We start from the raw sequence: 17,957 nt of genomic DNA, 5'->3' as shown, positions 1-17,957 counted from the left end.
TCAACCGCAGAGGGAGACGACCGCGACCGTGTAGCTGCGCGTGTTCGAGGGCACTGAGCTCCACGTCACCTGGCCGAAGTTGCGCTGTGTGACGACCCACGCTGTACCCCCGGAAAGTGCCGAGGTGAACCGGCGGGTGGTCACCGTCAGCGTCTCGGACTGCGATCCGTTGGTGCCGTAGCGCAGCACGTACGAGGTCGCGCCCGGCACGGACGTCCAGTTGAAGCGCACCGAGAGCACACCCAGAGCGCCGCAGCTCAGCGAGGTGGCCGGGACCGTCCCCGCTCCCACCGCGCCGCTGACCACGGTGCCCTCGTCCGTCCACGAGGTGCCCGGCAAGGACGCCGCCAGGGTGGTCGTCACACCGCCGGACTGCCCCTGCGTGCCCGTCGGCGCGGTCGCCGACAGCCCGACGGCCAGGCAGAGCGTCGCGGTCCCGCCGGCGGCGATCGTCGTCGTCGACCCGTTGCCACCCGTGCAGCCCGCGCCGCTGTCGGTGCCGCCGAACGTCGCGGTGGTGGTGAACACCGCACCCAGCGTGCCGGTGCGCGACATCGCGGCGGTCACCGTCGTCGCGCGGCTGCCGGCGTTGCGGACGGTGACGACCTCGGAGTCGCCGCCGCCGGGGAACGCGCCGGTCAGGCTGAGCGCGGGCAGCGTGACCGTGCCGCCCGGGCCGGGGAGTCCGCCGCCGAGCCCGACGACCTGGACGTCCACGGAGGCGGCGGACAGCGCGGGAGGCGCCTCCGCCGCGGCCGTCGCCTGCCACCAGGCCCAGGCCGCTCCGCCGCCCGTCAGCGCGAGGGCGACGGCGACCAGTCCCGCCAGCAGGACCGCGTGGGCCGGCTGCGTCCGCTCAGCCATCGTCGGACCCCCGGTGACGCCCGGCGGCGCGCGCCGCAATCCCTGCGGCCACCGCGACCAGCGCGAGCGCGAGGACGGGGCCGGCGTCCGCGCCGGTGCGGGGCAGCAGATCCAGCGGTGTCCCGGGCCGGCTCTCGTGCGCCACGCTGTCCCCCGCGAGGACGACGTCGACGTCGAGCCGGACGCTCTCCCCCTGCGTGTCGTTGCCCGCGCCGGGCTCGAGGGCGATCTCCAGCTCGACCGGCAGCTCGTCGTCCTGGCCGACGACGACCGGTGCGGACCCGTCGGCGTTCCACGTGTTCTGGCCGGCGCGCACCCGGACGTCGAACGCCTCGGCGAGCGCGGGATGCCCTCGGACGGACGTGGTCACGGTGCCGCGGGCCGGACCGGCACCGTCGTGGCGCACCAGCAACGAGGCGCGCCGGACGTCACCCGGAACCCAGAGGCGGTCGGGATCGAGCAGCGGCGTCCTCAGCTCCTGCGCCCAGGACTCTCCGTCGACGCTGAGCCACACCTCCGCGGTGTCGTCGGGCGCACCGACGGACGGCCCGGCCGCGGCGCCGGCGCCCAGCAGGGCAGCAGCGAGGCCCGCCCCGGCCACCAGCGTCGTCGTGCGACCTCGCGTCATGCCGGTGCCTCCGTCCTGCGTGCCCGCAGCTCGCGGACGACGAGCACAGCGGCATAGGCCAGGAGGCCGACCGCCACGACCGTCCCCACCGCCTGCCGCTGCTGGCCGGAGGCCAGGCTCGACACGTGGCCGATCCACGGGACGGCGTACCAGACCGTGCCGCGGACCTGGACCTCGCGCACGGGGCGCGGGTCGGCCACGGCGTTCGCGTCCCCGCGCGTGACGAAGGTCCGGTCGCCGCCGGCCGTGGTGCCCAGCCCGACGACCCGGTGCGTCACCACCGCGGGCTCCCCCGAGCGCAGCTGGTACGTCATGACGTCGCCGGTCGACACCGTCGCGGGGTCGACCGGCCGCACGACCACGAGCGTCCCGACACCGAGGGCGGGTTCCATCGACGAGGTCATCACCGTGTACGGCGTGGCGCCGGCGAGACGGGGCACGAGGACGCCGAGCACCAGCGCGGCGCCCGCCACCACCACGACGGCGGCGGCGAGGCCGCGTCCGGCGAGACGGAGAGCGGCGCGCACTGCCGGTCAGGGAACGTCGTGCGCCTGGGTGACCTGGACGGTGATGTCCTCGAGGGCGGCCACCAGGCCCTGGGTGTCGTTGCCGGCAGTGGTGTCGAACACCGCGTCCACCGAGACGACCAGCTCGTCCGTCGCGGCGACCGGCACCGGTTCGACCAGCGGCAGCGTGAGCGCGGTGCCGCCCAGCGTCGCCTCGGCGAGCGACACGTCGAGCGCGGCGGTCAGGGCGTTCGCCTCGGCCCACGCCGGGTCGCTCACCGTGATCTCGCCGAGGGCCAGGTGGTCGCCCGTGCCCCCGACCGCCAGGGTGCACGTGGTGCTGAGCGTGTCGCCCGGCACGATGCCCTCGGTGACGGGTGTGCCGTCGTCGAGCAGCCACTCGCCGCACGTGCCGTCCGACATCGTGAGCGTCCCGGCGGTCATGTCCGTCCCGGTCGCGGTGCCGTCAGCCGTCCAGTACGCGAGCGTCTGCGCCCCGCCGAGCAGGAGCAGTGCCCCGCCGCCCGTGGCCAACGCTGCCTTCGTCAAACGCTTCATCCTCGGTGCCCCCCGGTCCGTGGGTGTACCGACGACGTCGTCGGTACGTTCAGCCTCTGTCGGTTGCCACGGTAGACGATGTCCGCGGACCACGCAGGGTCAGCCGACCTCGTCGTCGTGCTCGGTGCCCAGGTGCCGGACGACGCCGTCCCACCCGGCCCCGAGCGCCTCCACCACGTCGGGCAGGGCGGTGGGAAAGACCTCGACGCGTTGCTCGCGCAGCTCGGCGACGCTCATCCAGCGCATCTCGTCGAGCACGTCGCGCTCCTGCGCGGTCCAGCCGGCGTCGCTCGGCTCGTGGTCCGAGACGCGGGCCACGAAGAACACCTCGTCCTGGTGGCAGGTCTCGGCGAAGAAGTGGAAGATGCCCGCCCGCGTCATCACGGGGCCCTCCAGATCGTCCTCGGTGAGCTCGAGGCCGGCCTCCTCACGCGCCTCGCGCACCGCGGCGGCCGCCTCCGACTCGCCCGGCTCGATCCCCCCGCCGACGGTGAACCACCAGCTGCGGTCGGGCTGGTCGGCGTCGTGCCCCCGCACGAGCAGCGCGCGGCCCGCCTCGTCCAGGACGATGACGCGGGCCGCGCGACGGTGCCGCCGGCCGTCGTCCCCGAGGACCCAGTCGGGACCCAGCGAGGACGACGTCGACGGTTCCGCGGAGGTCACCAGCCGCGCTCGGCGAGCCTGACCGGCTCAGGCTCCTCCTCGACGTTGATGCCCACCATGGCCTCGCCGAGACCGCGGGAGACCTTGGCGATCACGTCGGGGTCGTCGTGGAACGTGGTGGCCTGCACGATCGCCTTGGCGCGCGCGGCCGGGTCGCCCGACTTGAAGATCCCGGAGCCGACGAAGACGCCCTCGGCACCGAGCTGCATCATCATCGCGGCGTCGGCCGGCGTGGCGATGCCGCCCGCGGTGAAGAGCACGACGGGGAGCTTGCCCGTGCGGGCCACCTCGGCCACGAGCTCGTACGGCGCCTGCAGCTCCTTGGCGGCGACGAACAGCTCGTCCTCCGGCAGCGACGCGAGGCGACGGACCTGCTGGCGGATCTGGCGCATGTGCGTGGTGGCGTTGGAGACGTCACCGGTGCCGGCCTCGCCCTTGGAACGGATCATCGCCGCACCCTCGGTGATGCGGCGCAGCGCCTCGCCCAGGTTGGTCGCCCCGCAGACGAAGGGCACGGTGAAGGCCCACTTGTCGATGTGGTGGGTGTAGTCGGCCGGGGTGAGCACCTCGGACTCGTCGACGTAGTCGACGCCGAGGGACTGCAGCACCTGCGCCTCGACGAAGTGGCCGATGCGGGCCTTCGCCATGACGGGGATCGACACCGAGTCCACGATGCCGGCGATCATGTCCGGGTCGCTCATCCGAGCGACGCCGCCCTGGGCGCGGATGTCGGCGGGCACCCGCTCGAGCGCCATGACCGCGACCGCTCCGGCGTCCTCGGCGACCTTGGCCTGCTCCGGGGTCACGACGTCCATGATGACGCCGCCCTGGAGCATCTCGGCCATGCCTCGCTTGACGCGGGCGGTGCCCACCTCGCCGACGCCCGTCGTGCCGGCCGGGGTTCCGGTGGTCTCGGTCAACGCAACCTCACAGAGTTCTTGCGAGCACGTCCCGGCGCCGTGCCGGGGCGTGCCGGCGTGGTCCACGCCGTACCGCCCATCCTACGGGCGCCTCAGGAGAGGTCGATGCCGTCCGGCATCTGGTCGTCGAGCTCCACGGTCTGGGGCCACGGCGCCCGCCCGGCCAGCCGCAGCCAGCGCACCCGGCGCGGCCTGCGCGCCCGCTGCGCCTGGGCGACGGCCTCGTTGTGGAAGCGTCGGGCGAGCTGCGCGCGGTACCACGCGGCTCCCAGGTCGCCGACCAGCTCCGCGCCGGGCGCGGAGGCCCTCAGGCCCGCGACGGTCTCGGGGTCGTCGAGCACCGAGCGCAGCGTCACGGACAGCTCGGACTCGGCGCCCTCCCGGTCGGCCGGAAGCCCTGTCAGAGCGAACGCCTCGGACGACGACGGCTCGTCCGGGCGGGCAGGGGCCGTCCGCTCGGCCGTCTCGGTCACCGCGAAGGACGCGTCCGCGACCAGCACCGAGCTCGCGGGATCCAGCAGCCCGGACGCCGCGAGGTCCAGGGACGTGCGCACACGGCGGTCGAGCTGCGCCTGCAGCGCGAGCCGCGAGGCCACGACCTTGTGGTGCAGCCGGTCCAGGCGCGAGGCGGAGACCCAGACGAACCACAGCGCCAGGCCGAGGACGACGACGGCGAGCAGCGCCGCCTCGGACCAGCTCATCGTTCACCTGCCAGGCCCGCACGAGGCCGCCGGCCCAGCAACCAGGTCGAGCGCCCGGCCAGGAGGTCCTGGCGCACCGTCCCCTCGCCGAGAGCTTCGGTGGCGGCGACCGACATCTCGTAGACCGCCAGCACCTGGTCCGTCACCGTGGCCCAGTCGAACCGCCGGACGAACGCCGTGGCGCGATCCCGGCGCGCGCGCGTGTCCGCCGGGTCGGCGAGGGCGGCCACCACGGCCTCCGCGAGGGCCGCGGGGTCCCCGGTCCGGAACAGCCGGCCGGCGGTGCCGTCGTCGAGCACCCGCCGGAACGCCCCGAGGTCGCTGGCCACGACGCCGGTCCCGGCGCTCATCGCCTCGACGAGCACGATCCCGAAGCTCTCGCCACCGGTCTGCGGGGCGACGTAGAGGTCCGCGGACCGCAGCAGCGCGGCCTTGTCCGCGTCGCTGACGCCACCGAGCCACTCGAAGGCCGCGCCGTGCTCACCGAGCACCGCCTCCGCCGCGGCGCGTCCGGCGTCGCCCTTGCCCGCGACGAGGAACCGTGTCCCGGGCTGGGCGGCGAGGATCGCCGGTGCGGCCTCCGCGAGCACCTGGAGACCCTTGCGCGGCTCGTCGAGGCGGCCGAGGAACGCCACGGTGGGCGCCTCCGGCGTCCCGCGCCACCGTTCCGCGCCGGGCGCGCCCGCGAAGCGGTCGACGTACACGCCGTTGGGGATGACGACCGCGTCCCCGCCCAGGTGCTCCACCAGCGTGCGCCGCGCGTCCTCCGACACCGCGATGCGGGCGGAGATCTTCTCCAGCGACTGCCGCAGCAGCGGGTGGGCCACCTGCAGCGCCCGCGAGCGCACCTGCGACGTGTGGAAGGTCGCGACGACGGGACCTTCGGCGACCCACAGGGCCAGCATCGACAGCGACGGGGTCATCGGTTCGTGCAGGTGCAGCACGTCGAACCGGCCGGCGTCGATCCAGCGACGCACGCGCGCGGCGGCACGCGGGCCGAACGCGAGGCGGGCGACCGACCCGTTGTAGCGGACCGGGACGGCCCGCCCTGCCGGCGTGACGACGTCGGGCACCTCGGTGTCGTCGTCCGCCGGCGCCAGGACGGAGACCTCGTGCCCCGCGTCACGCAACGCCTCGGCGAGGTCACGCACGTGGAACTGCACCCCGCCCGGGGCGTCGAAGGAGTAGGGGCACACGATGCCCACCCGCAGCGGTCGCATCATGCCTCCCCCGCGGCGGCCCGCGTGCGGGCGTACCGCTGCGGGTCGAGGTCGTCGACGAACACCTTCTGCAGCATGTGCCAGTCCGCCGTGTGCTCCGTGATGAACGCGCCGAGCACGTCGACCCAGCCCTGCGTGAGCTGCTGGACCTGCTCGCGCCGGTTCCCGCCGTCGGGCGGCTCGACGGGCGCGTGGAAGCGGATGACGATCCCCCACGGGGTCCCGGCACGACGACGGCGCTCGCCGTGCAGCCGTTCGTGGCGGATCCCGACGGGGACCAGCGGGACGCGGGCGGACACGGCGAGCGCGGCGGGGCCGGCGGCCACGCGGGCCCGGTGCCCGCACAGGTCGACCTCGAGCCCGTTGGCGGTCAGGTCGCGGTCGGCGAGCAGGGGCACGAGGCGGGGACCGTCCTGGGCGCCGCGCACGAGGTCGCGGAAGACGCCGTCGTCGCCGAGCGCCAGCACGTCGATGCCGATGGACCGGCGGAAGGCCACGAACTCCTCGAAGAGCGCCTTGGGGCGCAGCCGTTCGGCCACGGTGAGCACGGGTGCGACGTTCGCCGACGCCCACGCGCCGGCGAGGTCCCAGTTGCCCAGGTGCGCCAACGCCAGGGCGACCGCCCCGCCCTGGCCGGTCACCGGCTCCAGGTGCTCGTACCCCTCCACCCGGACCCGGGCGTCGAGCTGGGCGCGGGTGGCGCCCTGGAGGGTGAAGGCCTCGCGGAAGTAACGCAGGTACCGGCGCATGCCCTCACGGGACAGCCGCCGCACGGCCCGGCGGTCCAGGTCGGGCCGGACGCGGGCGTAGTTCGCCTCCATCCGGCGCACCCCCTCGCCGTGGCGCAGCCACGTGACGTCGGCGGCCAGACCGAACACGGCCCGCAGCAGCGGCTCCGGCACCCGCGGGGCGTGGCGCCAGGCGAACGTGTAGGCGGCGGCGGGGTCGACCATCACGCCCCCTCGGTGGTGTGCAGCAGCTGGCTCCGAACCGTCAGGACCCGTTGGGCGACCGTCACGAGGCTGGCGAGCGCGAGGAGCCCGAGGACGACCACCAGGACGGCCACCGGCAGGCCCACCTGCACGAACGCGGTGGGCACCAGCGCCACGACGAGCCGGTCGGAGCGCTCGGCGATGCCCACGGCCGCCGTCGCGCCGACGGACTCGGCCCGGGCACGGGCGTAGGGCACGACGGATCCCAGGACCAGGCAGGCGAGGGCGGCCACCGTCCCCGCACCGGCCCAGGGCTCCTGGGGGTGCAGCGCGAACCACAGCGTGATGCCTGCGAACACCGCGCCGTCGGAGACCCGGTCGAGGGTCGAGTCGAGGAAGGCGCCCCAGGGGCCGCTGCGCCCGCTCGCGCGCGCCATGACCCCGTCGAGCGAGTCGGTCAGGACGAAGAGCCCGATCAGGAGCGCACCGAGGGTCAGGTGCCCCGTGGGCAGCAGCGTCAGCGCCAGGACCGTGACGATCACGGTGCCCGCGATCGTCACCGCGTCCGGTGAGACCCCGCGGCGGATCAGCAGGTTCGCCAGAGGGGTGAACCAGCGCTGCATCGTGGCCCGCAGGCGGCCGAACATGGGAGCTCCTCGTCTCGTCGTGCGTGCCGGCAGACCGGCGACGCCAGGCTAGCGCCCGGCGCTGTCAGCGGGTGGGCCACGCCGCGGCGAGCCGCGCACGGGTGTCCGCGAGCAGCTCGGGCAACGCCTTGGTCCGCCCGACGACGGGCAGGAAGTTCGCGTCGCCGAGCCAGCGCGGGACCACGTGCTGGTGCAGGTGTGCGGCGATGCCGGCGCCCGCGACCTCGCCCTGGTTCATGCCCAGGTTGAACCCGGCCGGGGCGTACACCGCGCGCAGGACGCGCATCGCGGTCTGCGTCATCGCCGCGAGCTCGTGCGTCTCGGACGCCGTCAGGTCGGTGTAGTCCGAGACGTGCCGGTAGGGCAGCACCATCAGGTGGCCACCGTTGTACGGGTACAGGTTGAGCAGCGCGAAGCAGTCCGCACCGCGGGCGACGACGAGACCCTGCTCGTCGTCGCCCGCGGGGATACGGCAGAACGGACACTCGTCCGGGGTGCTGTCGGCGGGCTTGTCCTGCCCGCCGATGTAGACCATCCGGTGCGGCGTCCAGAGGCGCGCGATGTCGTCCTCCGGCGGGCCGAACCGGTCCGCCGGCTCGAGCCGAGGTTCGCCGGCGTCGCTCACGCTCACACCTGCTCGCGGTCGCGGACCGCCGCCACGATCCGCTCGACGGCGTCGGCCACGGGCACGCCGTTCTCCTGCGTGCCGTCGCGGAACCGGAACGAGACGGCGCCCGCCTCGGCGTCCTCCCCGCCCGCGATGAGCACGAACGGCACCTTCTCCTTGGCCGCGTTGCGGATCTTCTTGCCGAACCGGTCGTCGGAGGTGTCCAGCTCGGCGCGCACGCCCTGCGCGCGGAGCTGCGCGACGACGTCGCCCAGGTAGTCGTCGAAGGCGTCGGCGACGGGCACGCCGAGCACCTGGACCGGAGCGAGCCATGCCGGGAACGCGCCCGCGTAGTGCTCGAGCAGCACCGCGAAGAACCTCTCGATGGACCCGAACAACGCCCGGTGGATCATGACCGGACGCCGGCGGGTGCCGTCCGCGGCCGTGTACTGCAGGTCGAACTTCTCCGGCAGGTTGAAGTCGAGCTGGATGGTCGACATCTGCCAGGTCCGACCGATCGCGTCCCGCGCCTGGACGGAGATCTTGGGGCCGTAGAACGCGGCGCCGCCCGGGTCCGGCACGAGCTCGAGCCCCGAGGCGGTGGCGACCTCCTCGAGCGTCCGGGTGGCCTCGTCCCAGCTGTCGTCGTCGCCGACCGACTTCTCGGGGTCGCGGGTCGACAGCTCGAGGTAGAAGTCGTCCAGGCCGTAGTCGCGCAGCAGGTCGAGCACGAACGTCAGCAGGGAGGTGAGCTCGTCCCGCATCTGCTCGCGGGTGCAGTAGATGTGCGCGTCGTCCTGGGTGAAGCCGCGGGCCCGGGTGAGGCCGTGCACGACGCCGGACTTCTCGTACCGGTACACCGTCCCGAACTCGAACAGCCGCAGCGGCAGCTCGCGGTACGAGCGGCCCCGCGCGTCGAAGATCAGGTTGTGCATCGGGCAGTTCATGGGCTTGAGGTAGTAGTCCTGGCCAGGCTTGCGCACGGTGCCGTCGTCGTCGAGCTCCGCGTCGAGGTGCATCGGCGGGTACATGCCGTCGGCGTACCAGTCGAGGTGCCCGGAGGTCTCGAACAGCTTCGACTTGGTGATGTGCGGGCTGTTGACGAACGAGTACCCGGACTCGATGTGCCGCTTGCGCGAGTACTCCTCCATCTCCATGCGGACCATCGCGCCCTTGGGGTGGAACACCGCCAGCCCGGACCCGATCTCGTCGGGGAAGCTGAACAGGTCCAGCTCGCTGCCGAGGCGCCGGTGGTCGCGCCGCTCGGCCTCGGCGAGCCGCTCGAGGTGCGCCTTGAGCTCGTCCTTGCTGGGCCACGCGGTGCCGTAGATGCGCTGCAGCTGCGGGTTCTTCTCGCTGCCGCGCCAGTAGGCCGCCGCGGAGCGCATGAGCTGCACGCCGTTGCCGATGAGCTTCGTCGACGGCAGGTGCGGGCCCCGGCACAGGTCCGACCAGACGACCGTCTCGCTCTCACGCCCGGCGCCACGGACGTTGTCGTAGATCGTCAGCTCGCCGGCGCCGACCTCCACCGAGACGCCCGCGTCGTCGCCGCCGGCGCTCGCCGCGCTGCCCTTGAGCCCGATGAGCTCCAGCTTGTACGGCTCGGCGGCGAGCTCCGCACGGGCCTCGTCCTCGGTGACGACCCGCCGCCGGAACGTCTGGCCCTCCTTGATGATGCGCGCCATCGCCTTGTCGAGCTTCTTCAGGTCGTCGGGCGTGAACGGCTCGACGACGTCGAAGTCGTAGTAGAAGCCGTCGGTGATCGGGGGGCCGATGCCCAGCTTCGCGTCGGGGTTCACCTGCTGCACGGCCTGGGCCAGCACGTGCGCGGCGCTGTGGCGCAGCACGGCGAGGCCGTCGGGCGAGTCGATCGTCACGGGTTCGGCCACGGCTCCCGGCGCCAGCTCGCGCGACAGGTCGAGCAGCTCACCGTCGACGCGCATCACGACGACGTCGCGGCGGTCGGCGAAGAGCTCGGTGCCCGTCGTCGGCTCCGTCACCGTCACCGCGGTGGTCCCCTCGGCGGGTGCGGGCGATGACAGCGGCGCGGCGGCGTCGGACACGACAGTGCTCCTCAGGTTCGTTCGTGGTTCAGCGGACGCTCAGCGCCGCCGAGGGCGCCGCCATGACGGCGACGCCCCCCGATCGTACCGACCCGGACGCTCGGCCCGTCCCTCGGCAGCAGCGGCGCGCGCTCGCGGCGGGGAGCCCCGCCACCGCAGGATGGGTGGATGAGCTGTGCGCCCGACGACGACGGATACCCGGCCACCGCGCACGCGGCCGACACCCTCGAGGCGCTCGACCGTCGCGTGGTGGACTGCCGTGCGTGCCCCCGGCTGGTCGCCTGGCGCGAGCAGGTCGCGGCCGAGCGGCGCGCCGCGTTCCGGGACCAGACCTACTGGGCGCGCCCGGTGCCGGGGTTCGGCGACGGCACTGCTGCGGTCGCCGTCGTCGGGCTGGCGCCCGCAGCCCATGGCGCCAACCGCACGGGTCGCATGTTCACCGGGGACCCCAGCGGCGACTTCCTGTTCGCCGCGCTGCACCGGACCGGGTTCGCGAACCAGCCCCGGGCGACCGGGCGCGACGACGGCATGCGGCTCGACGGGCTCCGCCTCGTGGCCCCCGTACGGTGCGCACCCCCGCAGAACCGGCCGACGCCGGACGAACGTCGCCGGTGCGCCCCGTTCCTGGCCCGCGAGCTCGAGCTGCTCTCGCCGACGCTGCGGGTCGCCGTGGCTCTCGGCGCGCTCGGCTGGGACGCCCTGCTCGCGTCCCTCGGCGAGCAGGGCTGGGCGGTGCCGAGGCCCCGTCCTCCGTTCGGCCACGGCAAGGAGCTCACGCTGCGCCGATCCGAGGGGTCCGGGCCGGCGCCGACACCGACACCGCCGGCCACGGCGCTCACAGCGCTCACGGTGCTGGGCTGCTACCACGTCTCGCCCCACAACACCTACACCGGGCGACTCACCCCCGCCATGCTCGACGAGGTGCTCGAACGGGCGGCCGTCGTCGCGGGTCGGAGGGCTAGGGTGCTGCCGTGACCACCGGACCCCGTCGTGTCGAACCGCCCCTGCGCGGCGACGAGATCACCACGCTGCGCACGTTCCTGGACTACCACCGCGACACGCTGCGCTGGAAGACGGCCGGGCTCACGGCCACGCAGCTCCGCACGCCGCTGCCGCCGTCCACGATGACCCTGGGCGGGCTGCTCAAGCACCTGGCGTACGTCGAGTCGAACTGGTTCCAGGTCGTCCTGGCCGGGCGCGACGCGCTGCCGCCGTTCGACACCGTCGACTGGAGCGACGACCCGGACTGGGACTGGCACTCCGCGCACGCCGACTCCCCCGACGCGCTGCGGGCCCTCCTCGACGCGGCGGTCTCCGCCTCGGACGAGGTGCTCGAGGCAGCCCTCGCCGCGGGCGGTCTCGACGCGCTCTCCGTCCGCGAGAGCCGGCACGGCGACGGCCGGTTCTCCGTACGCTGGATCCTCACCCACATGATCGAGGAGTACGCCCGCCACAACGGCCACGCGGACCTGCTCCGCGAGGCCCTGGACGGCGAGACCGGCGAGTGAGGGTCCCGGCCGCACGGACCGGCCAGGTCACGCGCCCCGGCGCTCCTTGACGATCACCTGCTCGAAGACGAACGCCACGACCACCGCGATGAGCACGACGGGCGCCATGGCCGCGGCGTTCGGCCCGAGCAGCAGGATCACCAGCACCGCCGAGGAGACGGGGAACGGCAGGATCGACGCCGTGGCCGCCGCCATCCCGGCCGCCACCGCCGGCACGACGCCGTAGCCGGGCAGGCCGGACACCAGCACACCGGCGGCCGCACCGAGCAGCAGCGCCGGGAAGATCAGGCCTCCTCGCAGGGCGCCGAGCGAGACCCCGTAGGCGATCGACTTGAAGAGCAGCAGCGCCACCAGGGCGGCCAGCGACCACGCGTGCGCGTCGGCCACCAGCGGTTCGAGCAGCGCCTGCCCGGAGAGCGCGACCTCCTCGGGCGACCGCCCGGTCAGCAGCGAGTAGGCGACCGTGCAGAGCCCGACGACGACCGCCGCCGCGAGAGCCGTTCCTGCCGGGCGTCGCTCGGCGACGCGGGCGACCCACCGCCCGACGTGGTGCACCTGACGTACGCCGACGGCGATGACCACGGCCAACGGGACCGTCCAGAGCACGTCGCCGAGGTCCGGTCGCTGCGGCCCGTCGATCTCGGGCAAGGACAACGAGGAGATGCTCAGTCCCGTCCACGACCCCATGCCGGTGAACACCAGCGCCCCCACGCCGGAGGCGAGGAGGCACGGGAGGATCACCCGGGCCAGCTTCGGACCCGCCAGCCCCACCGCCTCCAGGACGAAGATGGCGGCGACCAACGGGCTGCCGAAGATCGCGGCCAGCGCTGCCGAGGCACCGGCGACCGTCAGGAGCGCCTGGGCCGTCGGGTCGGCGGCTCGCGCGATCGGGCGGACCAGGAGCAGCGCCACGGCGGACCCGAGGGCGAGCAGCGGGGCCTCCGGACCGAGGACCACCCCGAGCGGCAGCCCGCCGAGGGCGGCCAGCAGGATTCCCGGGACGTGCGATGCCGGCACCGCGCCGAGCCCCAGCCCGTCGACGGGCACATGACCGCCGCGGCCCGGCAGCCAGCGGATCGCCACCCCGACGAGCACCCCCGCCAGGAGCAGCCAGGGCAACGCCCACCACCACGGCGGGGTGTCGAGACCGACGGCTTCGGGCAACGACTCCCAGACCGCGTGCTCGAGCGCGTGCAGCAGCGCCAGGAAGCCGAACGCGACCAGGGAGACCGGGATGCCGATCGCCGCGGCGAGCAGCAGCAGGCCGACGTAGCCGCGCGTGCGGACGGCGTCCTCGGGCCCCTCGGTGCGGTCCGGCTGCGTCTCCTCGCCGGCGTGCGCGGACACGGCCGGCTCAGCCGAGGATCTTGGCCTTGGCCGCCGCGAACTCCGCGTCGGTCAGCAGCCCTGCGGACCGCATCTCCCCCAGCTGCTGGAGCTGCGAGAGCGTGTCGCCGCCCGGCGCCGGGGCGGCAGGGATCTGCTGCGCCTGCTGGGCCGCGAGCGCCTGCTGCTGCGCCAGCATCTGTTCCATCTGCTGCTGCTGGGCGTACTGGGCCTGCTGGGCGTCGTAGGCCTGTGCGCTGGCTCGCTGGTCGGCCCGGGCGTTGGCGCGGTTGTTCATCGCCCGGCTGGTGGCAGAAGCCGTCCCCGTGATGACGGCGGTGCGAGCCATCGTCCCGATCAGTCCGGGGCGTCCGATCCTTCTGGGCATCTGTCAGTCCTCCTCGGCGATGACGGCGGCCAGCTCTTCGATGGCGGCGGGCGGGACCGTCGTCATGTCGATCAGGGATCCGCCGGCCTCCCGCAGCGCCGACGTGAGCCCCGTGGCCCAGGTGTGCTCGAAGACGAGCATGCCGACCGCCGCGCCGGGCGTCAGGTCGTCCGCGATCGCCTCGACGTCGTCCTCGGCGAGCAGCCCGCTCGGCTCCCCGACGAGCTCCGCGAGCTCGCTCGCGGCGTCCGCGGCCTCGAGCCACTCGACGGAACCGTCCTCGTTCTTGCGGATCGCGAGCATGTCCAGGACGTTGATCGTGCCGGCCTCGGAGAGCCGGACGAGCTCGGCGACGATCTCACCCTTGAACTCGCTGTGCGGGAACTCCACCAGGAGGAGCTCAACCGGTGCGGTGACTTTCATGTCCTGCCTCTCGCTCGGCGGGTCGGGTGGCGGCGAACGTGCTGGTCACCCGCGACGATCATCGATCCCCGACGTCGGGACCGCAACAGGAGACGACCCCGGCGGCACGCCCTCGCGGGGGTCGTGTGAGGTGACTGTGAAGGCGGCCGCGTCGAGCGGCGCACCGGCGTCGGCCGCTCGCAGAATGGGCGCGTGCGTACGAACGAAACCCCGATCTTCGATTCCCTGGCCCGCGAGTTCGAGACGCAGCGGCCCCTGATCCACGTCGCCTCCGCGCTGGGCGCCGACCCGTGGGGCGACCCGCTCTCACGCACCCATGCCACCGAGGTCTCGTGGTCCGAACGGCGGGGATCGCTCCCCCGCCGGGCACGTGCGGAGGGCTCGCCCGCCTGAGGCGTCGGGCGACACGGACGACGCCGCTAAGAGATTTCTTCGCGGAGCTGCATCCACGAGCGCCCCCTGGTGCGAATCCCTGGTGACCGACACATGCAGTCCTCGTCCCTCACGGACGAGGCGCGACACCAGGAGGACTCATGCGCACCACCCGACTCACGGCGACGTTCGGCGTCACCGCGCTCGTCGCTGCCGGAACCGCCTTCGCCCTGCCCGCGACCGCCGCGGAGGGCGACGCGATGCTCTCCGTCCTGCACGGCGTGCCGGACACCACCGTGGACGTCTACGTCAACGGAGAGCTCACGCTCGACGACTTCGAGCCGGGTGACCTTGCCGGGCCGCTGGAGCTCGCGCCGGACACCTACACGGTGGCCATCACGGCCGCCGACGCTGAGGACGACTCCGACCCGGTCATCGGTCCCATCGACCTCCCGCTCGAGGGCGGCATGAACTACACGGCCGCCGCGCACCTCGACGCGGAGGGCTCGCCGACGGCGACGCTGTTCACCAACGACACCTCGGAGATCGCCGCGGGCGAGGGTCGGCTGACCGTCCGTCACGTGGCCGCCGCGCCCGCCGTCGACGTCCTCGCCGGCGACGAGCCGGTGATCGAGGGCCTGGAGAACCCGGACGAGTCCGTCCTCGACCTGCCGGCCGGGACGGTGTCCGCCGCGGTCGCCGCCGCCGGGACCACCGACCCGGTGATCGGGCCGGCCGACGTCGACGTCGCCGAGGGCACCAACACGATCGTCTACGCGTGGGGCTCGCTCGACGACGACTCGCTGGACCTGGCCGTCCAGACGGTCGACGGGATGCACTCCAGCCCCGCCGGCGTGGACGCGGGTGTCACGGGTGCTGCCGCCACCGAGCCCCACGGCTGGTTCAGCCCCCTGGTGGCGGGCACGCTGATGGCGCTGATCGCCGGCCTCGCCATCGCCGTCGGCGCGAAGAACGCGGTCCGAGTGGGCCGCGAGCGCCGGTGACGACCGGACGTCGCGGTGCGGCGGGCCGGGCCTCGCGCCCGGTCCGCCGCACGGCGACGGCCGCACTGGTCGCCGCCGCGGCCGTCGCCGCCGGTGCCGCCCTGACGGCTGCCGGCGACGACGGCAGCACCGTCGGAGCGCAGATCCCCCGGACGACGCCGGTGGCCCAGCCCTCCGCAGAACCTGCCCGTGACCGCGACACGTCGGCGACCCCGGGACCCACGGCCTCGGCACAGGCACTCCCGGACGTGCCCGTCGTCGACGCAGGGCCAGACGCGGGCGCCCCGGCCCCCGTGCCGGACCGGCTCCAGGTCCGGGGCCTGTTGGACGTCCCGGTCCGACCGGTCGGCGTGGACCCCGACGGTTCCATGGAGCTGCCCCGTTCGGGGGACGTGGCGGGGTGGTACCGGTTCGGCCCCGCGCCGGCGGACGGCGCCGGGACCGTGGTGCTCGCCTCGCACGTCGACACGATCGACGGCGTCGGCGCCTTCGCCGGACTGACGTCCGTGGAGGTCGGTGACGTCGTCGTGGTGACCGACGAGGCCGGCGAGCGCCACGAGTACACCGTGAGCACGATCGAACGCTTCTCGAAGGAGGTGGTGCCGCTGGAGTCGATCTTCGACCGTGCCGGTGAGCGCCGGCTCGCTCTCGTCACCTGTGGCGGGCGGTGGGACGCCGAGGCCGGGCACTACGAGGACAATCTGGTGGTCACCGCTGCGGCGTGATGACGCCGGGCGCCCCACAGGCTAGGTTGTCCGCATCGGGCATCGCCGACCGGTGGCCCACGCACGACCACGGAGGATCTGTGACGACTGGGGCCGAGGGTCCTGCACCCCCGACCACTGACGAGGACGTGGCCGCCGCTTTCGCGGCAGGCACAGAGGCCGGTCTCGCCGCCGCCTACCGGCGATGGTCGCCGCTCGTCCACACCGTCGCCCTGCGATCGCTCGGTGAGCCGTCGGACGCGGAGGACGTCACGCAGCAGGTGTTCGTGGCGGCCTGGCGCTCGCGGGACAGCTACGACGAGACGCGGGCCAAGCTGTCCACGTGGCTGCTCGGCATCACGCGGCACAAGGTCGCCGACGTCCATGCGTCCCGCGAGCGGATCCGCAAGCAGCAGCAAGCCGCCGAGGCGTTCGCTCCGAACCATGAGGGAGAGGAGGATCCGGTGGGTCCCGCGGTCGTGGACCGTGCGGTCGTCGCCGACGAGCTCGCCAGGCTCGGCGACCCGGCCGCGACGATCCTGCGGCTGGCCTTCTACCGGGACCTGACGCACACGCAGATCGCCGAGGAGCTCTCGCTACCCCTCGGTACGGTCAAGAGTCACATCCGGCGCAGCCTGACCAGGCTGCGGACACGATGGGAGGTGGAAGGTGCAACACGTTGACCCGGAGGTTCTCGCTCTGCTCGCGCTCGGCGAGCACGGCGCCGCGTCCGACGACGAGCACAGCCACCTCGCCGCGTGCGCTGTCTGCCGTGCCGAGGAGGCCTCGCTCGCACAGGTCGTCGAGGTGGCCCGGGCGGACGACAGGGGCCTGGTGGCACCCCCGCCCGAGGTCTGGGAGAGGGTGCGCGCGGAGGTCGGCCGGGCAGAGCCCGAGCCGGCACCCGTCGTCGACCTCGCCTCCCGCCGTCGTCGTCCGTCGGTGCTCTGGGGTGCCGTCGCAGCCAGCGTCGCGCTCGTGGCCGGGGCCGGGGTCGGCGTGCTCTGGGAGAGGTCGCAGGTGCCTGAGCCGCCCACGGAGATCGCGCCCGTCGCGGTCGCCGAGGCGGAGCTGGAGCCGCTGCCGGACTGGCCGGCGTCCGCAGGTCGTGCGGTCGTCACCGAGAGCACCGGTGGCGAGCTCGAGATCGTCGTGGACGTGGGCGGCGCCGAGGCCGGCGACGGCTACCGCGAGGTCTGGCTGATCGCCGACGACCTGAGCGGGATGGTCAGCCTCGGCGTGCTCGAGGGCACGTCCGGGACCTTCCCGGTGCCGGCCGGCCTGGACCTCGCCACCTACTCCCTCGTCGACGTCTCCGAGGAGCCGTTCGACGGCGACCCCACCCACTCCGGCGACTCCATCGTCCGAGGTGGGCTCACGGAAGCCTGAGCAGGACCCGCGGAATCTCAGGCCGTCCCACGACGTTGAGAAGAAAAGCACAAAGTCCGTGCCCGGCGCGGACCCTCGCGGTTCCCGGGCACCCATCCGAGGGGGCCTCATGCCACGCATCAGGATGCCCAAGCGCATCGAGTTCGAGAACGACGCCGGTCAGATCGTCCGCTACGTGCGGCGCGGTGACGGCGGGTACGTCTCGCCGCAGGCGTCCGTCGCACCGGACGTCGTCGTCGGCCGGGGGACGTACGTCGAGAGCGGCGCACGGGTCGACGCCGGCGTGCGCCTCGGCGAGGTGACGTGGGTCGACCACGACGCGGTCGTCGGGCAGGGTGCCCGGATCGGCAGCAGCGTGCACCTCAGTCCCGGCTCGTTCGTCGGGGCCGGCGCACGGGTCGCCGACCACGTCCACCTCGGCCGCGGCGCGCGCGTCGAGCCCTCGGCGACCGTCGAGGCCGAGGCCTCGGTGCCGGACGGGGAGATCGTCCGGCACCGCTACGCCCAGGCCGCCTGACCGCGCCGGGACCACCC

The 17,957-nt window shown here is 73.9% G+C and carries 23 protein-coding genes; 8 read left to right on the top strand and 15 right to left on the bottom strand.

The window, feature by feature from the left end; all coding sequences use genetic code 11:
- From BCL65_RS14220 to thrS, 12 genes are all read right to left on the bottom strand, one after another.
- On the bottom strand, positions 1-864 hold the full coding sequence (locus tag BCL65_RS14220; RefSeq protein ID WP_125206550.1) for a hypothetical protein: 864 nt from the start codon (positions 862-864) through the stop codon (positions 1-3).
- Positions 857-1,492 (bottom strand): hypothetical protein, encoded by a 636-nt coding sequence (locus BCL65_RS14215; RefSeq protein ID WP_106269150.1) that lies wholly within the window; start codon positions 1,490-1,492, stop codon positions 857-859. Before BCL65_RS14215 ends, BCL65_RS14220 begins: the two co-directional genes overlap by 8 nt.
- Entirely contained in the window at positions 1,489-2,019 is a 531-nt protein-coding gene (locus BCL65_RS14210) for a signal peptidase I (protein WP_106269148.1), read from the bottom strand. Before BCL65_RS14210 ends, BCL65_RS14215 begins: the two co-directional genes overlap by 4 nt.
- A 6-nt stretch (positions 2,020-2,025) precedes the next feature.
- A complete protein-coding gene (locus tag BCL65_RS14205; protein ID WP_106269146.1) occupies positions 2,026-2,556 on the bottom strand; it encodes an alternate-type signal peptide domain-containing protein in 531 nt (176 codons plus the stop codon).
- A gap of 99 nt (positions 2,557-2,655) precedes the next feature.
- Entirely contained in the window at positions 2,656-3,219 is a 564-nt protein-coding gene (locus BCL65_RS14200) for an NUDIX hydrolase (RefSeq protein ID WP_106269145.1), read from the bottom strand.
- The gene (pdxS, locus tag BCL65_RS14195) at positions 3,216-4,139 is read right to left on the bottom strand and encodes a pyridoxal 5'-phosphate synthase lyase subunit PdxS (RefSeq protein WP_106269143.1); all 924 of its coding nucleotides are present in this window, start codon (positions 4,137-4,139) and stop codon (positions 3,216-3,218) included. The genes BCL65_RS14200 and pdxS overlap by 4 nt, the downstream gene beginning before the upstream one ends.
- Positions 4,140-4,231: 92 nt before the next feature.
- Entirely contained in the window at positions 4,232-4,840 is a 609-nt protein-coding gene (locus BCL65_RS14190; RefSeq protein WP_106269141.1) for a hypothetical protein, read from the bottom strand.
- A complete protein-coding gene (locus tag BCL65_RS14185; RefSeq protein WP_165800037.1) occupies positions 4,837-6,051 on the bottom strand; it encodes a glycosyltransferase family 4 protein in 1,215 nt (404 codons plus the stop codon). The genes BCL65_RS14190 and BCL65_RS14185 overlap by 4 nt, the downstream gene beginning before the upstream one ends.
- Positions 6,052-6,059: 8 nt before the next feature.
- Positions 6,060-7,016, bottom strand: coding sequence for a phosphatidylinositol mannoside acyltransferase (locus tag BCL65_RS14180; protein WP_374956684.1), 957 nt, complete (start codon positions 7,014-7,016; stop codon positions 6,060-6,062).
- Complete coding sequence (gene pgsA / locus BCL65_RS14175) at positions 7,013-7,639, bottom strand: phosphatidylinositol phosphate synthase (protein ID WP_106269137.1); 627 nt, start codon at positions 7,637-7,639, stop codon at positions 7,013-7,015. The genes BCL65_RS14180 and pgsA overlap by 4 nt, the downstream gene beginning before the upstream one ends.
- A 64-nt stretch (positions 7,640-7,703) precedes the next feature.
- Positions 7,704-8,264, bottom strand: coding sequence for an HIT family protein (locus BCL65_RS14170; protein WP_243401079.1), 561 nt, complete (start codon positions 8,262-8,264; stop codon positions 7,704-7,706).
- A gap of 2 nt (positions 8,265-8,266) precedes the next feature.
- Positions 8,267-10,288 (bottom strand): threonine--tRNA ligase, encoded by a 2,022-nt coding sequence (gene thrS, locus BCL65_RS14165; protein WP_243401084.1) that lies wholly within the window; start codon positions 10,286-10,288, stop codon positions 8,267-8,269.
- Between the two features lie 189 nt (positions 10,289-10,477).
- Here thrS and BCL65_RS14160 point away from each other — a divergent pair, with 189 nt between their 5' ends.
- Complete coding sequence (locus BCL65_RS14160) at positions 10,478-11,284, top strand: uracil-DNA glycosylase (protein ID WP_106269133.1); 807 nt, start codon at positions 10,478-10,480, stop codon at positions 11,282-11,284.
- The gene (locus BCL65_RS14155; RefSeq protein ID WP_106269131.1) at positions 11,281-11,817 is read left to right on the top strand and encodes a DinB family protein; all 537 of its coding nucleotides are present in this window, start codon (positions 11,281-11,283) and stop codon (positions 11,815-11,817) included. The genes BCL65_RS14160 and BCL65_RS14155 overlap by 4 nt, the downstream gene beginning before the upstream one ends.
- A gap of 27 nt (positions 11,818-11,844) precedes the next feature.
- Here BCL65_RS14155 and BCL65_RS14150 read toward each other — a convergent pair whose 3' ends face one another.
- From BCL65_RS14150 to BCL65_RS14140, 3 genes are read right to left on the bottom strand one after another with little or no spacing between them, the layout of a single operon-like run.
- Positions 11,845-13,164, bottom strand: coding sequence for a chloride channel protein (locus tag BCL65_RS14150; RefSeq protein WP_106269129.1), 1,320 nt, complete (start codon positions 13,162-13,164; stop codon positions 11,845-11,847).
- A gap of 7 nt (positions 13,165-13,171) precedes the next feature.
- Positions 13,172-13,531 carry an SHOCT domain-containing protein gene (locus tag BCL65_RS14145; protein ID WP_106269127.1) on the bottom strand — a complete coding sequence of 120 codons (360 nt, stop codon included), beginning with the start codon at positions 13,529-13,531 and terminating at the stop codon, positions 13,172-13,174.
- Between the two features lie 3 nt (positions 13,532-13,534).
- The gene (locus tag BCL65_RS14140) at positions 13,535-13,954 is read right to left on the bottom strand and encodes a DUF6325 family protein (protein ID WP_125206551.1); all 420 of its coding nucleotides are present in this window, start codon (positions 13,952-13,954) and stop codon (positions 13,535-13,537) included.
- 192 nt (positions 13,955-14,146) lie between these two features.
- Between BCL65_RS14140 and BCL65_RS14135 the strand changes: the two genes are divergently transcribed.
- The 6 genes from BCL65_RS14135 (at position 14,147) to BCL65_RS14110 (ending at position 17,940) form a co-directional block, all read left to right on the top strand.
- The gene (locus BCL65_RS14135) at positions 14,147-14,347 is read left to right on the top strand and encodes a hypothetical protein (protein ID WP_106269123.1); all 201 of its coding nucleotides are present in this window, start codon (positions 14,147-14,149) and stop codon (positions 14,345-14,347) included.
- Positions 14,348-14,487: 140 nt separating this feature from the next.
- On the top strand, positions 14,488-15,330 hold the full coding sequence (locus BCL65_RS14130; RefSeq protein WP_106269121.1) for a DUF4397 domain-containing protein: 843 nt from the start codon (positions 14,488-14,490) through the stop codon (positions 15,328-15,330).
- Complete coding sequence (locus tag BCL65_RS14125) at positions 15,327-16,055, top strand: class F sortase (protein ID WP_106269119.1); 729 nt, start codon at positions 15,327-15,329, stop codon at positions 16,053-16,055. The genes BCL65_RS14130 and BCL65_RS14125 overlap by 4 nt, the downstream gene beginning before the upstream one ends.
- Positions 16,056-16,135: 80 nt before the next feature.
- Entirely contained in the window at positions 16,136-16,717 is a 582-nt protein-coding gene (locus BCL65_RS14120; RefSeq protein WP_243401080.1) for an RNA polymerase sigma factor, read from the top strand.
- On the top strand, positions 16,704-17,423 hold the full coding sequence (locus tag BCL65_RS14115; RefSeq protein ID WP_106269115.1) for an anti-sigma factor: 720 nt from the start codon (positions 16,704-16,706) through the stop codon (positions 17,421-17,423). Before BCL65_RS14120 ends, BCL65_RS14115 begins: the two co-directional genes overlap by 14 nt.
- A gap of 109 nt (positions 17,424-17,532) precedes the next feature.
- Positions 17,533-17,940 (top strand): transferase, encoded by a 408-nt coding sequence (locus BCL65_RS14110; RefSeq protein WP_106269113.1) that lies wholly within the window; start codon positions 17,533-17,535, stop codon positions 17,938-17,940.
- Positions 17,941-17,957 lie beyond the last annotated feature (17 nt).

It is taken from the genome of Isoptericola halotolerans (assembly GCF_003003075.1).
GTDB lineage: Bacteria > Actinomycetota > Actinomycetes > Actinomycetales > Cellulomonadaceae > Isoptericola > Isoptericola halotolerans_A.
The sequence above is the reverse complement of the archived record's forward strand: the minus strand, read 5'-3'. Positions and strand labels throughout refer to the sequence as shown.

Bases quoted from the DNA above. Each gene is read 5' to 3' on its own strand.
- BCL65_RS14140 (WP_125206551.1), bottom strand. From the start codon at position 13,954: ATGAAAGTCACCGCACCGGTTGAGCTCCTCCTGGTGGAGTTCCCGCAC.
- BCL65_RS14220 (WP_125206550.1), bottom strand. From the start codon at position 864: ATGGCTGAGCGGACGCAGCCGGCCCACGCGGTCCTGCTGGCGGGACTG.
- BCL65_RS14205 (WP_106269146.1), bottom strand. From the start codon at position 2,556: ATGAAGCGTTTGACGAAGGCAGCGTTGGCCACGGGCGGCGGGGCACTG.
- pgsA (WP_106269137.1), bottom strand. From the start codon at position 7,639: ATGTTCGGCCGCCTGCGGGCCACGATGCAGCGCTGGTTCACCCCTCTG.
- BCL65_RS14145 (WP_106269127.1), bottom strand. From the start codon at position 13,531: ATGCCCAGAAGGATCGGACGCCCCGGACTGATCGGGACGATGGCTCGC.
- BCL65_RS14215 (WP_106269150.1), bottom strand. From the start codon at position 1,492: ATGACGCGAGGTCGCACGACGACGCTGGTGGCCGGGGCGGGCCTCGCT.
- BCL65_RS14160 (WP_106269133.1), top strand. From the start codon at position 10,478: ATGAGCTGTGCGCCCGACGACGACGGATACCCGGCCACCGCGCACGCG.
- BCL65_RS14110 (WP_106269113.1), top strand. From the start codon at position 17,533: ATGCCACGCATCAGGATGCCCAAGCGCATCGAGTTCGAGAACGACGCC.
- BCL65_RS14190 (WP_106269141.1), bottom strand. From the start codon at position 4,840: ATGAGCTGGTCCGAGGCGGCGCTGCTCGCCGTCGTCGTCCTCGGCCTG.
- BCL65_RS14130 (WP_106269121.1), top strand. From the start codon at position 14,488: ATGCGCACCACCCGACTCACGGCGACGTTCGGCGTCACCGCGCTCGTC.